This is a genomic window from Variovorax sp. 05T418 (genome assembly GCF_056396385.1).
In genome coordinates, this window is record NZ_JBFTLJ010000012.1 from 174,793 (window position 1) to 189,367 (window position 14,575).

Sequence of the window (14,575 nt, forward strand, 5' to 3'; positions counted from 1 at the left end):
TGGCGCTGCGGGCGCTGCCCGCCCCCATCCCGGCCTTCCCCCGGAAGGGGAAGGAGCAAGACCTTCATGAACAGCACGACCGTCCTGCGCCTCCAGCGCATCACCAAGCGCTTCGGCACCCTCGTCGCGAACGACGCCATCTCCCTCGACCTGCACGCGGGCGAAGTGCTCGCGCTGCTGGGCGAGAACGGCGCGGGCAAGTCGACGCTCATGTCCATCCTGTTCGGCCACTACGTCGCGGACGAAGGCGGCATCGAAGTCTTCGGCGCGCCGCTGCCGCCGGGCAATCCCAAGGCGGCGCTGGCCGCGGGCGTGGGCATGGTGCACCAGCACTTCACGCTGGCCGACAACCTCAGCGTGCTCGACAACGTGATGATGGGCACCGAACCGCTCTGGCGCCCGGTCTCGCGCCGGGCGGCCGCACGCGCGAAGCTGCTCGAGGTGGCACGGCGCTTCGGCCTGCCGGTGCAGCCCGACGCGAAGATCGGCAGCCTCTCGGTCGGCGAACGGCAGCGCGTCGAGATCCTGAAGGCGCTGTACCGCGGCGCGCGCATCCTGATCCTCGACGAGCCGACCGCCGTGCTCACGCCGCAGGAAAGCGAAGCGCTGTTCGCCACGCTCGCGCAGATGGTGGCGCAGGGCCTGTCGGTGATCTTCATCAGCCACAAGCTGGGCGAGGTGCTGCGCGTGTCGCAGCGCATCGCGGTGCTGCGCGGCGGCAAGCTGGTGGCCGAGGCGCGCACCGCCGAAACCACGCAGGCGCAGCTCGCGCTGTGGATGGTCGGGCATGCCGTGGAGGCGCCGCAGCGCCGGCCCGCCAGGTCGGTGGGCGACGCGGTCTGCGTGCTCGACCATGTGAGCACCGCGTCGGACAAGGACCAGGCGCAGAACCGGCTGCGCGAGGTGTCGCTCACGCTGCGCGCCGGCGAAATCACCGCCATCGCGGGCGTCTCGGGCAACGGCCAGGTGGCGCTGGCCGAACTGCTGTGCGGCACGCGCCGCGCCACCTCGGGCACGGCCCTGCTGATGGGCCGCGCGCTGCCGCCCTCGCCCGCACGGCTGGTGCAGCGCGGCGTCGCGCGCATTCCCGAGGACCGGCACGCGGTCGGCGTGGTCGGCGACCTGCCGGTGTGGGAGAACGCGGTGTCGGAACGGCTGCGCAGCCCCGTCTTCTCGCGCTGGTCGTGGTTCGTGCGGCGTGCGGCCGCGCGGCTGCATGCAGGGCGCATCGAAAAGGCGTTCGACGTGCGCGGCGCGGGGCTGATGGCGCCGGCCCGTTCGCTTTCGGGCGGCAACATGCAGAAGCTGATCCTCGGGCGCGCGCTGCTGGCGCCCGAGCAGGACGAAGAAGACCCGGACAACAGGAAATACCCGACGCGTGCGCCGCGCCTGATCGTTGCGCACCAGCCGACCTGGGGCCTGGACATCGGCGCCGTCGCCTATGTGCAGCAGCAACTCATTGCCGCGCGCGATGCGGGTGCGGCGGTGCTGGTGATTTCCGACGACCTCGACGAGGTGCTCGCGCTCGGCGATCGCGTGGCCGTGATGCACGGCGGCCACCTCGGCGAAGCGCGCCCGGCCGCGGCTTGGACGCGCGAAGCCATCGGGCTGGCGATGGCCGGCGCGGCGGCGCAGCAGCAGCAGCAGCAGCGCGCAGGGACTACGCCATGATGCGGCTCGAACGGCGCCACCAAAGCTCGCGCGCCGCGCTGGTGCTGGCACCCATCGGCGCAGTGGCCTTCACCATGGTGGTGAGCGCGCTGCTCGTGCTCTGGGCCGGTGCGCCGGTCGGCCGCACCTACGCATTGCTGCTGCAGGGCGGCTTCGGCTCGGTGTTCGCGTGGAGCGAAACGCTGACGCGCGCCATTCCACTGATCCTCACCGGCTTGGCCGCGACCGTCGCCTTCAAGGCGCGGCTTTTCAACATCGGCGCCGAGGGTCAGCTGTTCGCGGGTGCCCTCGCCGCCGTGGCCGTGGGCGGCATGCATGGCGGCACGGGTTTCGAGCTGCCGCCCTGGCTGCTGTTCCCGCTGATGATGCTGGCCGCCGCCGCGGCGGGCGCCCTGCTGCTGCTCGGCCCGGCGCTCATGAAGAACAGGCTCGGCGTCGACGAGGTGGTGACCACGCTGCTGATCAACTTCATCGTGCTGCTCGGCGTGTCGGCGCTGCTCGACGGGCCGATGAAGGACCCGAGCGCCATGGGCTGGCCGCAGAGCGTGTCGCTGCAGGCCGAGCTCGAACTCGGCAAGCTCGTTGCGCAGACCCGCGTGCACACCGGACTCGTCTGGGCCGTGTCGCTCGCGGTGATGGTGTGGGCGATCTTCAAGTACACGGTGCTGGGCTTCGACATCCGCGCGGTGGGCGCCAATGCGCGCGCCGCCGCCTTCGCCGGCGTGCCGGTCACGCGCACGGTGGTGACGGTGGCGCTGCTCTCGGGTGCGCTGGCGGGCCTTGCGGGTGCCATCGAAGTGGCGGGACGCACCAGCTATGTCACGCTCGACATGTCGCCGGGCTACGGCTACACGGGCATCGTGATCGCGATGCTCGCGGGGCTGCATCCGCTGGGCGTGATCGCCGCGGGCGTGTTCGTGGCCGGCGTGCTGGTCGGCGCCGACACCATGAGCCGCGCCGTGGGCGTGCCGACCTACATCGCCGACGTGATCGTCGCGGCCTCGCTTGTCGCGGTGCTGGTGGCGACGCTGCTCACGCAATACCGGGTGCGGATGAAATGACCGAGTTGGCGCCTGCGCATTTGCTCCTTCCCCCGCCGGGGGAAGGCTGGGATGGGGGCATCGGCGCCCACATCGAGCGCCGCGTGCCCCCACCCCCACCCTCCCCCGGAAGGGGAGGGAGAAACACCAGATGACAGACCTGCTCGACATCCTGACCAATCCGGCGTTCTGGGTCGCGGTGCTGCGCATCGCCACGCCGCTGATCCTCGGCACGCTGGGCGTGCTGCTGTGCGAGCGCGCGGGCGTGCTCAACCTCGGCATCGAGGGAATCATGGTCGCGGGCGCCTTCACCGGCTGGCTCGCGGTGTATGCGGGCGCGCCGCTCTGGGCCGGAGTGGGCGTCGCCGCGCTCACGGGCATGGTGTTCGGGCTGCTGCATGCCTTTCTCACGGTGGGCCTGGCGCTGTCGCAGCACGTCTCGGGGCTGGGCATCACGCTGCTGGCCACGGCGCTCAGCTACTTCGGCTACCGCGTGAGCTTTCCGAAGGTGAACACGCCGCCGACCATCGCGCCCTTCGCGCCGATGGAGTGGCTGCCGGTGCCCATCCTCAATGCGCAGACCGCGCTCACGCTGTTCGCGCTGCTGCTGGTGCCGGCGATCGCCTGGGTGCTGTACCGCACGCCGCTCGGGCTCGCCGTGCGCATGGTGGGCGAGAACCCGCAGGCCGCCGAGAGCCAGGGCGTGTCGGTCGCGGCCACGCGCACCGGCGCCATTGTGGCGGGCTCGGCGCTGATGGGCGTGGCCGGCGCCTTCCTCACGCTCTCGGCCTTCAACGCCTTCTTCTTCAACATGGTGAACGGCCGCGGCTGGATCTGCGTGGCGCTGGTGGTGTTCGCCTCTTGGCGGCCGGGCAAGGCCCTGCTCGGCGCGCTGCTGTTCGCGTTCTTCGATGCGCTGCAGCTGCGGCTGCAACAATCGGGCGATGCCGTGCTGCCCTACCACATCTACCTGATGCTGCCGTACCTGCTCTCGATCCTCGCGCTGGTGCTGGTGGCGCGCAAGGCCAGCTATCCGCAGGCGCTGATGAAGCCCTATCGCAAGGGGGAGCGTTGATCATGGCGAAGACAGGCGCTGCAACCTTGCTCGCGGCCGCGCTGTCGCTGTGCGCCGCCGGCGCGCACGCGCTGGGCAGCGACCACGGCTACGACGGCTTCAAGACACCCGATGCGGTCAGCTGGGTTCAGCTGTGCGGCGCCTGGGGCAAGGACCACCAGGGCACGTACCGGGTGATCCATGCCAGCCAGGACGCGCAGTCCTTTCTCTACGTGCAGTGGATGGCGCGCGATGCCAACGGCCGCCTGAACGCCGCACACACCGCAGCCATCTCCGAACTGGACAACGACCACGCGGAAATCGCCCTGACCGACCTCGGCTGCCGCGCCACGCCGCGCGGCATCGTGGTGACGGCGCGCGCCGCCTCCGGCCACGACGACAAGCTGCGCCGCGTGACCATCGAGGCGGGGCCGGCGCCGGGGCAGTACCGGTATCGGGCGCAGCGCACGCGCTGAACGAATTTCCTTCACGACCACCCGCGCAGCACCGCCCGCGCAAACGAAAATCCCCGCACCCGCTTCCGGAGACCCTCACGATGCTCGACCTCCTCGTCATCAACGCCACCCTCCCCGACGGCCGCTCGGGCATGTCGATTGCCGTGCAGGGCGGCCGCATTGCCGAAGTCACCGCCGGGCTCGACGCGCCGGCGCTCGACAAGCTCGATGCCCAGGGCCTGCTGGTTGCGCCGCATTTCGTCGATCCGCACTTCCACATGGACGCCACGCTGAGCTATGGCCTTCCGCGCATCAACCAGAGCGGCACCTTGCTCGAAGGCATTGCGCTGTGGGGCGAACTCAAGCCGCTGCTCACGGCCGACGCACTCATCGAGCGTGCGCTGGCGTATTGCGACTGGGCGGTGGCCAAGGGCCTGCTGGCCGTGCGCTCGCATGTGGACACGAGCGACCCGAGCCTGCTCGCGGTCGATGCGCTGCTCGAGGTCAAGCGCAAGGTCGCGCCGTACCTCGACCTGCAGCTCGTGGCCTTTCCGCAGGATGGCGTGCTGCGCTCGGCAGGCGGCGTCGACAACCTGAAGCGCGCGCTCGACAAGGGCGTGGACGTGGTCGGCGGCATTCCGCATTTCGAGCGCACCATGGCCGATGGCGCCGCCAGCGTGAAGCTGCTGATGGAGCTGGCGGCCGAGCGCGGCAAGCTGGTCGACATGCACTGCGACGAGTCGGACGATCCGCTCTCGCGCCACATCGAAACCCTGTCGGCCGAGACCTGGCGCCTCGGCATGCAGGGCCGCGTGACCGGCTCGCACTGCACCTCGATGCATTCGATGGACAACTACTACGCGAGCAAGCTGCTGCCGCTGATCGCGCAGAGCGGCGTCAGCGTGGTTTCCAACCCGCTCATCAACATCACGCTGCAGGGCCGCCACGACAGCTATCCCAAGCGCCGCGGCATGACGCGCGTGCCCGAGCTGATGGCCGCCGGCGTGAACGTCGCCTTCGGCCACGACTGCGTGATGGACCCGTGGTACGGCATGGGATCGGGCGACATGCTCGAAGTAGCGCACATGGGCCTGCACGTGGCGCAGATGACCAGCCAGGCCGGCATCCGCCAGTGCTTCGACGCGGTGACCACGAACGCCGCGCGCGTGATGCACCTCGAAGGCTACGGCCTCGAGGCGGGCTGCGACGCGAGCTTCGTGCTGCTGCAGGCGCGCGACCCGGTCGAAGCGATCCGGCTGCGCGCGACGCGGCTCAAGGTGTTCCGCAAGGGGCGCCTGCTGGCGGAAACGCCGGCCGCGACGGCCGCGCTGCACCTGCCGGGGCGCGCGCAGTCCACCAGCTGGATGAGCCGCAAGTCCTAGCGCCTCAGGCTTCGGGCGCGATGGCCTCGGCGTACTCGTAGAGTGCGCCCAGGATCTCTTCGCCCCGCTCGTCCGCGGTTTCGGACAGCGCATCGACTTCGCTGAACAGCATCTCGATGGTGCGCGCCCCGCCCTCGCCCTTGAAGAGCCGCGCGGCGCGCAGCGCCTCCCAGCGTTCGGCCTCTTCCGAGCTGAGCAGCTCGGGCCAGTTGCGCGCGCGGTAGCGAAAGAGGATTTCCTCGAGCCGCCCGTCGTCGAAACCGGTGCGATCCTTGGCGAGCTCCTCGGGCGACAGCGCGCGCAGCTGGTTCAGGCGGCGCCGGTCGCCGTTGCCGACGAAGCCGCCGTAGAGGTCTTCATCGACATCGGGCACCGCCTCCTTGGGCCGCGCGTACACCTGCGACCAGATGGCGCTCATGTCGGGCAGGTCGCGCGCGATGGCCGCGTGGCGCAGCGCCGCGTCAAGGTCGACGTTCCAGCGCTCGGCCATGGCGGGCGCCAGCGTGCGCAGGTTGCCGACCACCATCGGCGACTTGTTGAGGTGGATGCCCTTGACCGGCAGGCGGACCACGCCTTCGGGCAGGTCGGCGGTGCGCGTGAACAGGCGCAGGCGCAGGGTCTCGACGTCGAGGTCGCGCAGCTCGCTGGGGTCGTGGGCCAGGTCCCAGGCGATCAGTTCGTTCTTGTTGGTCGGATGGCTCGCGAGCGGCCACATCACGCCGAGGCAGCCGCGCTCGACCGGGAACATGCCCGACACGTGCAGGAAAGGCCGCGCCGTCTCGCGCATGGCCGGCAGGCCGAGCTCGCTGGCGACGCGGTCCTTCTTGTGCAGGCCGAAGGCGAATTCGAAGAGCTTGGGCTGGCGCTCGCGAATGAGCCGCGCCAGCGCGATGGTGGCGCGCACGTCGGACAGCGCATCGTGCGCGGACTCGTGCAGCAGGCCGTTGGCGCGCGCCAGGTCCTCGAGCTTGAAGCTGGGCTTGCCGTCTTCCTTCTTCGGCCACTCGATGCCGTCGGGCCGCAGCGCGTAGGTCAGGCGCACCACGTCCAGCAGGTCCCAGCGGCCGCAGTCGTTCTGCCATTCGCGGGCGTACGGGTCGATCAGGTTGCGCCAGAACAGGAAGCGCGTGACCTCGTCGTCGAAGCGGATGGTGTTGTAGCCCACGCCGATGGTGCCGGGCTGCGAGAAGGCCTTCTCGATCTGCGCGGCGAAGGCGTGCTCGGGAATGCCGCGCTCCAGGCAGAGCTGCGGCGTGATGCCGGTGATCAGGCAGGCCTCGGGGCTGGGCAGGTAGTCGGGCGCCGGCTTGCAATAGATCATCAGCGGCTCGCCGATCTCGTTGAGCTCGGCGTCGGTGCGGATGGCGGCGAACTGCGATGGCCGGTCGCGGCGCGGCACGGCGCCGAAGGTTTCGTAGTCGTGCCAGAGAAAGGTGTGGTTCATTCAGAGCAAGGGGGAAAACAATCGTGCAAGCGCGTCGCCGAGGCGGCGCCAGAAACTCTGCGGCCGGTGGGCGCGCACTGCGCCGGAGCTGTGCAGGTCGGTCTCGAACTGCGCGGCCAGGGGGCGTGCCAGCTCGGGGCCGTAGACCACCGCGCTCACTTCGAAATTGAGCCTGAAGCTGCGGTTGTCGAAATTCGCGGTACCGATCATCGCGCAATGGTCGTCGACCACCAAGGTCTTGGAATGCAGCATGCGCGCCTTGTATTCCCAGACCTTGACTCCCGACGCAATCAGCTCGTCGAAGTAGGAGCGCGCGGCCGCGCTCACAATGGCCGAATCGCTGCGCCGCGGCACCAGCAGGCGCACATCCACGCCGCGCAGCGCCGCGCTGGTGAGCGCCATCATGGCGGGCTCGCCGGGCACGAAGTACGGCGTGGTGAGCCAGGCCCGCTCGCTCGCCGAATGGATCGCCTCCACGTGCATGCGGTGGATGGGTTCCAGCATGTTGTCGGGGCCGCTGGTCACGATCTGCACGGGAATGTCGCCGGCCTCGACCTGCGGCAGCATGGCGCCCATCAGGTGGTCGATGTCGCGCAGGTCTTCGCCGGTGGCATAGGTCCAGTCCTCCAGGAAGGTGGTCTGCAGCCAGCGCACCGCGCTGCCCTCGATGCGCAGGTGGACGTCATGGTAGGCGTCGGGCCGGGTGCGTTTGTCTTCCTCGTCGGTGATGTTGACGCCGCCGGTAAAGCCCACGCGGCCGTCGCACACCACGATCTTGCGGTGGGTGCGGTAGTTGGTCACCGGGCGCAGGCGGCGGCCGATGCGCGTGTCGTGGAAGAGCGCAACCTGCACGCCCGCGGCATGCAGCGGCGCCATGAACTTGCGGCCGATGCGCTTGGAACCCAGTGCGTCGAGCAGCAGGCGCACGGACACGCCCTGGCCGGCGCGCTCCACCAGCAGGTCGCGCAGCGCGGTGCCGATCCTGTCGGGCTCGAAGATGTAGTACTCGAGGTGAACGTGGTCGCGCGCCGCGCGCACCGCGTCGAAGATGGCGTCGAAGGTGCGCGCGCCGCCCGAGAGCAGCGCCACGCCCGTCGCGCTGGAAACCGGCAGCCCGCAGGCCGCGGTGCCCAGCCGCGCCATCTGCTGCAGCGCCGGCGGCGCGTTCTGCGCCGCGTCGCGCAGCCGCGCCAGGTCGGCCTGCGTGTGCGCGCTGGCCCGGCTGCGCAGGCGCTTGACGCGCTGCTTGCGCAGGCGCTGCGGCCCGAGGAAGTAATAGATGACGAAGCCCGCGAACGGCAGCAGCGCGAGCGACAGGATCCAGCTCATGGTGGACACCGGCGCACGCTTCTGCATCACGATCCAGACCGACAGCACGGCGATATAGCCGCTCCAGGCCAGAGAGAGGCCGGTTTTCCATTCCTGACTGAGCTCGGGGAGGATCAAAGTAAGACTGCGTACGAATAGATTCCGGCCAAAAAAAAAGCCGGCAGCGAATGCTACCGGCCTTTTGGGTACTGCCAGGGACAGCGCGGAACCGGCCTTGCCGGTCCGCCTTATCCGGCAGCGGCTTCTTCGGCTTCCGGCTTGGACTTGCCTTCCTTCTTCGGCAGCGGCTGGATGTCCAGCTGCACTTCGCCCTTGTCGTCGATGTCGACCGACAGGCGGCCGCCATCGATCAGGCGTCCGAACAGCAGCTCGTCGGCCAGTGCACGGCGGATCGTGTCCTGGATCAGGCGCTGCATCGGGCGGGCGCCCATCAGCGGATCGAAGCCCTTCTTCGCCAGGTGCTTGCGCAGCCCGTCGCTGAACGTGACGTCGACCTTCTTCTCGGCCAGCTGCGTTTCCAGCTGCAGCAGGAACTTGTCGACCACGCGCAGGATGATCTGCTCGTCCAGCGCCTTGAAGCTCACGATCGCGTCCAGGCGGTTGCGGAACTCCGGCGTGAACAGGCGCTTGATGTCGGTCATCTCGTCGCCCGCCTGGCGCGGGTTGGTGAAGCCGATGGTCGCCTTGTTCATGGTCTCGGCACCCGCGTTGGTGGTCATCACGATGATCACGTTGCGGAAGTCGGCCTTGCGTCCGTTGTTGTCCGTCAGGGTGCCGTGGTCCATGACCTGCAGCAGCACGTTGAAGATGTCCGGATGCGCCTTCTCGATTTCGTCGAGCAGCAGCACCGCGTGCGGCTTCTTCGTGATGGCTTCGGTCAGGAGGCCGCCCTGGTCGAACCCGACGTAGCCCGGAGGCGCGCCGATCAGCCGGCTCACCGCATGGCGCTCCATGTATTCGGACATGTCGAAGCGGATGAGCTCGATGCCCATGATGTAGGCCAGCTGCTTGGCCGCCTCGGTCTTGCCGACGCCGGTGGGGCCGCTGAACAGGAACGAGCCGATCGGCTTGTCCTCGCGGCCGAGGCCCGAACGCGCCATCTTGACGGCGGAGGCCAGCACCTCGAGCGCCTTGTCCTGGCCGAACACCACGCTCTTGAGGTCGCGCTCGATGGTCTGCAGCTTGCCGCGGTCGTCGTTGCTGACGTTGGCCGGGGGAATGCGCGCGATCTTCGCGACGATGTCCTCGACCTCGGTCTTGCTGATGGTCTTCTTGCGCTTGTTGGCCGGCAGGATGCGCTGGGCAGCGCCGGCCTCGTCGATCACGTCGATGGCCTTGTCGGGCAGGTGGCGGTCGTTGATGTACTTGGCGCTCAGCTCGGCCGCAGCCTGCAGGGCCGCCACCGCGTACTTGACGCCATGGTGCTCTTCGAAGCGCGACTTCAGGCCCTTCAGGATGTCGACGGTTTCCTGCACCGTCGGCTCGACCACGTCGACCTTCTGGAAACGGCGCGACAGGGCCGCGTCCTTCTCGAAGATGCCGCGGTATTCGCTGAAGGTGGTGGCGCCGATGCACTTGAGCTGGCCGCTCGAGAGCGCCGGCTTCAGCAGGTTCGACGCGTCGAGCGTGCCGCCCGAGGCTGCGCCCGCACCGATCAGCGTGTGGATCTCGTCGATGAACAGGATCGCGTTCGGCTTGTCCTTGAGCGACTTGAGCACGCCCTTCAGGCGCTGCTCGAAATCGCCGCGGTACTTGGTGCCGGCCAAGAGCGCGCCCATGTCGAGCGAGTAGACCTGCGCCTCGGCGAGGATCTCGGGCACGTCGGTCTGCGTGATGCGCCAGGCCAGGCCCTCGGCGATCGCGGTCTTGCCCACGCCGGCCTCACCCACCAGAAGCGGGTTGTTCTTGCGCCGGCGGCACAGGATCTGGATGACGCGCTCGACCTCGTATTCGCGGCCGATCAGCGGATCGATCTTGCCGTCCTTGGCAAGCTGGTTGAGGTTCTGCGTGAACTGCTCGAGCGGCGAAGCCTTCTCGTTCTTTTCGGCGCCGCCCTCTTCGCCCTCGCCCGAAGGCGATTCGCTGCTGCCCTTGACGGCCTCGGGCGGATCGCTCTTCTTGATGCCGTGGGCAATGAAGTTCACCACGTCCAGGCGGGTCACGCCCTGCTGGTGGAGGTAGTACACCGCGTGCGAGTCCTTCTCGCCGAAGATCGCGACCAGCACGTTGGCGCCGGTGACTTCCTTCTTGCCGTTGCCGGTGGACTGCACGTGCATGATGGCGCGCTGGATCACGCGCTGGAACCCCAGCGTCGGCTGGGTGTCTACATCGTCGGTCCCCGCCACCTGGGGCGTGTTGTCCTTGATGAAGTTGGTGAGCGACGCCCGCAGGTCGTCGACGTTGGCCGAGCAGGCGCGCAGGACCTCTGCGGCGCTCGGGTTGTCCAGCAAAGCGAGCAACAGATGCTCCACGGTGATGAACTCGTGGCGCTGCTGCCTGGCCTCGACGAAGGCCATGTGCAAGCTGACTTCCAGTTCCTGGGCAATCATGTGATTTCCTTTTGCCTTGCTGTAAATAAATTCTCAGATGGGTTTGAGCGCGCGCAATTCAACTGGTTCACGCAATGGGTTCGCTGACGCATTGCAGCGGATGCCCGGCCTGGTGCGCGGCCTCCATCACCTGATTGACCTTGGTGGCCGCCAGGTCGCGGGAATAGACCCCACAAACGCCGCGGCCATCGAGGTGGATCTTGAGCATGATCTGGGTCGCGGTTTCGCGATCCTTGTTGAAATATTCCTGCAGCACGACGATCACGAACTCCATGGGCGTGTAGTCGTCGTTCAGCATGACGACCTGGTACATCTGGGGCGGCGCGGTTTTTTGCGGCCGCCGCTCCAGAACGACCGAATCTCCGTCGTCCCCGGCCGGTTTCTGGGCCGGCGGAGTGCTGGGAGTCTTGGGAATTCTCGTTGCCATAAAAAAGATTCTATAGAGCGTGCAAGCACCGTGCCGGCGCAAGAAGACTTGGTGGCGCGTATTCGACAAATCAAGGGGCTTGCGTCGTGCACGACACCACAGAGGATGCAAAAAAATCTGCCTTCCGCCTGCGCCGCAGCATAAATATTACGCGGCACCCGGCCGGAAAAAAATGGGTATTTGGCGCAAGGTGTGCCATTTCTCAACCTGGCCCGCCGTGCCGTGCCGGATGAAGAAAAGCCCTCGAGACCGGGCGGTCTCGAGGGCTTGGGCCGCGCGGCGCCGGAGCGCCGCTGCTCGCGCAATTACATGTGGTCGATCATGACCTGGCCGAAGCCCGAGCAGCTCACCTGCGTGGCGCCGTCCATCAGGCGGGCGAAGTCATAGGTGACCTTCTTGCTGGCAATCGACTTTTCCATCGAGCTGATGATCAGGTCGGCCGCTTCGGTCCAGCCCATGTGGCGCAGCATCATCTCGGCCGAGAGGATTTCGGAACCGGGGTTCACGTAGTCCTTGCCGGCGTACTTGGGAGCCGTGCCGTGGGTGGCTTCGAACATGGCGACGGTGTCGCTCAGGTTCGCGCCCGGGGCAATGCCGATGCCGCCCACCTGGGCTGCCAGCGCGTCGGACACGTAGTCGCCGTTCAGGTTGAGCGTGGCGATCACGCTGTATTCGGCGGGGCGCAGGAGGATCTGCTGCAGGAATGCGTCGGCGATGCTGTCCTTGACGGTGATTTCCTTGCCCGTCTTGGGATTCTTGAACTTCATCCAGGGGCCGCCGTCGATCAGCTCGGCGCCGAACTCCTTGGCCGCCAGGGCATAGGCCCAGTCGCGGAAGCCACCTTCGGTGAACTTCATGATGTTGCCCTTGTGCACGATCGTGACGCTGGGCTTGTCATTGTCCACCGCGTACTGCAGCGCCTTGCGCACGAGGCGCTCGGTGCCTTCCTTCGACACGGGCTTGACGCCGATGCCCGAGGTGTTGGGGAAGCGGATCTTCTTGACGCCCAGTTCGTCCTGCAGGAACTTGATGAGCTTCTTGGCCTTGTCGCTTTCGGCTTCGAACTCGATGCCGGCATAGATGTCTTCCGAGTTCTCGCGGAAGATGACCATGTTGGTCTTGTGCGGCTCGCGCACCGGGCTGGGCACGCCCTCGAAATACTGGATGGGGCGCAGGCAGACGTAGAGGTCGAGTTCCTGGCGCAGCGCAACGTTCAGCGAGCGGATGCCGCCGCCGACGGGCGTGGTGAGCGGACCCTTGATGGACACCACGTAGTCGCGCACGGCGTGCAGCGTTTCCTCGGGCAGCCAGACGTCGGGGCCGTAGACCTTGGTCGACTTTTCGCCGGCATAGACTTCCATCCAGTGGATCTTCTTCTTGCCGCCGTAGGCCTTGGCCACTGCAGCATCCACCACCTTGAGCATCACCGGAGTGATGTCCAGACCCGTGCCGTCGCCTTCGATGAAGGGAATGATCGGCTGATCAGGCACATTGAGCGAGTTGTCGGCGTTGACCGTGATCTTCTGGCCTTCGGCCGGGACTTTGATGTGCTGGTAGCTGGACATGAGGGGGAATGACTCCGGGAGTGACGTAATTCGGACGACTGTCTGCGAATTCAGACAGCGATGGGGAATCGCTGTACAGCCCGCGAACAAATCGCTGTACATTTTAGACGCAACCCATCAGCTGGCGTTTGTCAACCTAAGAGACAATGGTCTCGTTAGTGGCTGACCTTCTGCTCGCCGGGAGGCGTTTCCAACCAATTCTCGATAGAGGAATCATCAATGAGCAAAATTCTCGCAGTCATGATCGCTGGCCTGTTCGCCGCTGGCGCCTACGCCCAGAACCCCACCGGCACCACGCCCGAGCAAGGGAACGCCACCAACAGCAAGCCGCAAGCCCGCGCCGAAGCGAAGAAGGAAGCCAAGCCCGCAGGCCAAGTGGCTGCTCCCACTGGCGACATCGCCAAGACGCCCGAAGGCGGCACGTTCGGCGCCGACAAGGCTGGCGTTGCCGGCGAAAAGCGCGCCAAGACCCGCGACGACCGCCGCCGCAACAAGGATGGCAGCGTGAAGCGCAAGTCGACCCAGGGCGGCACGCCCCAGTAAGTCGGCCCAGGCCGTACGAAAGAGCGCTCCACGGAGCGCTTTTTTTCGCTTGCGGCAACGAAACTGCTGTCAACCGGCATGAGCGGCTGCCGCGTTGAATGTTCACCTTCCGAAGGGAGGTGGTCCATATCAACGAATTTCAAAGGATGTCTCATGAACAAGCTGCTCGCAGCCCTCGTCGCCGGTCTCTTCGCAGCCGGCGCTTTTGCGCAAACTCCGCCCGCACCCGCCCCCGCACCGGCTGCACCTGCCGCCGTTCACAAGGCAAAGCCGATGAAGCACGCCGTCAAGAAGCACAAGGTTCGCCACGTGGCCAAGGCGCACGCAGCTGCAGCCAAGAAGGTGTAAGCTTCCACGCTCACCGGCAAATGCCCGCATCAGCGGGCATTTTTATTGGCCTCGCGCCCTTGAACCCGCCCTCGAAGGAAGCCTTCCGATGCTCCAGCGTTTTGCCGCCCTGCTCCTGCTTGCCGCTGCCCTGATGGGATCCGCGCAGGCCCAGCAGCAGCCCCAGACCGATCTGCAACGCACGCAGTTGTCCGTTGGCCTGTACAAGATCGATGCGCAGGTCGCGCAGACGCCCCGCCAGCGGGAAATCGGCCTGATGTTCCGCAAGGAGATGCCGCAGGCCGAAGGCATGATCTTCGTTTTCGACCAGCCGGCCACCCAGTGCTTCTGGATGCGCAACACGCTGCTGCCGCTGACCGCCGCCTTCGTGGCGGACGATGGCCGCATCGTCAACCTGGCCGACATGCAGCCCATGACCGAGAACTCCCACTGCTCCGAGGAGCCGGTGCGCTTCGTGCTCGAGATGAACCAAGGCTGGTTCGCCAAGAAGAACATCAAGAAGGGCGCCAAGCTCGGCGGCGAGCTGTTCGCCGCTTCGAAGCGCTGAGCGCCCGCCTGACGCCAGCCCACGAAAAAGCCGACCCGAGGGTCGGCTTTCTCATTGGGAGAACCCGGCTCTTCAGCCGAAGTTCTTGGCCGCGAAGTCCCAGTTCACCAGCTTGGCCAGGAAGGTCTCGACGAACTTGGGGCGCAGGTTGCGGTAGTCGATGTAGTAGGCGTGCTCCCAGACGTCCACCGTCAGCACCGGGGTGTCGCCGGTGGTCAGCG

At 67.1% G+C, this 14,575-nt stretch carries 14 protein-coding genes; 8 read left to right on the forward strand and 6 right to left on the reverse strand.

The genetic code is table 11. From position 1 onward, the window contains the following. Positions 1–66 precede the first annotated feature (66 nt). The 5 genes from AC1DMS_RS23185 (at position 67) to AC1DMS_RS23205 (ending at position 5,602) form a co-directional block, all read left to right on the forward strand. Positions 67–1,671 carry an ABC transporter ATP-binding protein gene (locus tag AC1DMS_RS23185; RefSeq protein WP_012747765.1) on the forward strand — a complete coding sequence of 535 codons (1,605 nt, stop codon included), beginning with the start codon at positions 67–69 and terminating at the stop codon, positions 1,669–1,671. After that, positions 1,671–2,732, forward strand: coding sequence for an ABC transporter permease (locus AC1DMS_RS23190; RefSeq protein ID WP_196230445.1), 1,062 nt, complete (start codon positions 1,671–1,673; stop codon positions 2,730–2,732). The genes AC1DMS_RS23185 and AC1DMS_RS23190 overlap by 1 nt, the downstream gene beginning before the upstream one ends. Positions 2,733–2,862: 130 nt before the next feature. Further along, positions 2,863–3,786 (forward strand): ABC transporter permease, encoded by a 924-nt coding sequence (locus AC1DMS_RS23195; RefSeq protein WP_012747763.1) that lies wholly within the window; start codon positions 2,863–2,865, stop codon positions 3,784–3,786. Positions 3,787–3,788: 2 nt separating this feature from the next. Next, a complete protein-coding gene (locus AC1DMS_RS23200) occupies positions 3,789–4,241 on the forward strand; it encodes a hypothetical protein (protein WP_012747762.1) in 453 nt (150 codons plus the stop codon). An 80-nt stretch (positions 4,242–4,321) separates the two neighbouring features. Next, positions 4,322–5,602 (forward strand): amidohydrolase family protein, encoded by a 1,281-nt coding sequence (locus AC1DMS_RS23205; RefSeq protein ID WP_012747761.1) that lies wholly within the window; start codon positions 4,322–4,324, stop codon positions 5,600–5,602. Between the two features lie 4 nt (positions 5,603–5,606). On the opposite strand, the gene sbcB is transcribed toward AC1DMS_RS23205, so the two are convergent. The 5 genes from sbcB to icd form a co-directional block, all read right to left on the reverse strand. Next, entirely contained in the window at positions 5,607–7,046 is a 1,440-nt protein-coding gene (gene sbcB / locus AC1DMS_RS23210) for an exodeoxyribonuclease I (protein ID WP_012747760.1), read from the reverse strand. After that, positions 7,047–8,492, reverse strand: coding sequence for a cardiolipin synthase (gene cls, locus AC1DMS_RS23215; protein ID WP_012747759.1), 1,446 nt, complete (start codon positions 8,490–8,492; stop codon positions 7,047–7,049). A 110-nt stretch (positions 8,493–8,602) separates the two neighbouring features. After that, a complete protein-coding gene (gene clpA, locus AC1DMS_RS23220) occupies positions 8,603–10,924 on the reverse strand; it encodes an ATP-dependent Clp protease ATP-binding subunit ClpA (protein WP_012747758.1) in 2,322 nt (773 codons plus the stop codon). Positions 10,925–10,991: 67 nt separating this feature from the next. After that, positions 10,992–11,351: an ATP-dependent Clp protease adapter ClpS gene (clpS, locus tag AC1DMS_RS23225; RefSeq protein WP_012747757.1), complete on the reverse strand. Its 360-nt coding sequence runs from the start codon at positions 11,349–11,351 to the stop codon at positions 10,992–10,994. A gap of 305 nt (positions 11,352–11,656) precedes the next feature. After that, positions 11,657–12,916 (reverse strand): NADP-dependent isocitrate dehydrogenase, encoded by a 1,260-nt coding sequence (gene icd, locus AC1DMS_RS23230; protein ID WP_012747756.1) that lies wholly within the window; start codon positions 12,914–12,916, stop codon positions 11,657–11,659. Positions 12,917–13,135: 219 nt separating this feature from the next. Here icd and AC1DMS_RS23235 point away from each other — a divergent pair, with 219 nt between their 5' ends. The 3 genes from AC1DMS_RS23235 (at position 13,136) to AC1DMS_RS23245 (ending at position 14,354) form a co-directional block, all read left to right on the forward strand. Beyond that, entirely contained in the window at positions 13,136–13,459 is a 324-nt protein-coding gene (locus AC1DMS_RS23235) for a hypothetical protein (protein WP_012747755.1), read from the forward strand. Between the two features lie 153 nt (positions 13,460–13,612). After that, the gene (locus AC1DMS_RS23240; protein ID WP_012747754.1) at positions 13,613–13,807 is read left to right on the forward strand and encodes a hypothetical protein; all 195 of its coding nucleotides are present in this window, start codon (positions 13,613–13,615) and stop codon (positions 13,805–13,807) included. Positions 13,808–13,895: 88 nt separating this feature from the next. Then, complete coding sequence (locus tag AC1DMS_RS23245; RefSeq protein WP_012747753.1) at positions 13,896–14,354, forward strand: DUF192 domain-containing protein; 459 nt, start codon at positions 13,896–13,898, stop codon at positions 14,352–14,354. A gap of 72 nt (positions 14,355–14,426) precedes the next feature. On the opposite strand, the gene AC1DMS_RS23250 is transcribed toward AC1DMS_RS23245, so the two are convergent. Beyond that, positions 14,427–14,575: Fe-Mn family superoxide dismutase (locus tag AC1DMS_RS23250; protein WP_478181598.1), on the reverse strand; the 149-nt coding region annotated here is incomplete at its 5' end.

Coding starts and splice junctions, on each gene's coding strand:
- sbcB (WP_012747760.1), bottom strand. CDS start 7,046: ATGAACCACACCTTTCTCTGGCACGACTACGAAACCTTCGGCGCCGTG.
- AC1DMS_RS23200 (WP_012747762.1), top strand. CDS start 3,789: ATGGCGAAGACAGGCGCTGCAACCTTGCTCGCGGCCGCGCTGTCGCTG.
- AC1DMS_RS23190 (WP_196230445.1), top strand. CDS start 1,671: ATGCGGCTCGAACGGCGCCACCAAAGCTCGCGCGCCGCGCTGGTGCTG.
- icd (WP_012747756.1), bottom strand. CDS start 12,916: ATGTCCAGCTACCAGCACATCAAAGTCCCGGCCGAAGGCCAGAAGATC.
- clpS (WP_012747757.1), bottom strand. CDS start 11,351: ATGGCAACGAGAATTCCCAAGACTCCCAGCACTCCGCCGGCCCAGAAA.
- AC1DMS_RS23205 (WP_012747761.1), top strand. CDS start 4,322: ATGCTCGACCTCCTCGTCATCAACGCCACCCTCCCCGACGGCCGCTCG.
- AC1DMS_RS23185 (WP_012747765.1), top strand. CDS start 67: ATGAACAGCACGACCGTCCTGCGCCTCCAGCGCATCACCAAGCGCTTC.
- AC1DMS_RS23195 (WP_012747763.1), top strand. CDS start 2,863: ATGACAGACCTGCTCGACATCCTGACCAATCCGGCGTTCTGGGTCGCG.
- AC1DMS_RS23245 (WP_012747753.1), top strand. CDS start 13,896: ATGCTCCAGCGTTTTGCCGCCCTGCTCCTGCTTGCCGCTGCCCTGATG.
- clpA (WP_012747758.1), bottom strand. CDS start 10,924: ATGATTGCCCAGGAACTGGAAGTCAGCTTGCACATGGCCTTCGTCGAG.
- AC1DMS_RS23235 (WP_012747755.1), top strand. CDS start 13,136: ATGAGCAAAATTCTCGCAGTCATGATCGCTGGCCTGTTCGCCGCTGGC.
- AC1DMS_RS23240 (WP_012747754.1), top strand. CDS start 13,613: ATGAACAAGCTGCTCGCAGCCCTCGTCGCCGGTCTCTTCGCAGCCGGC.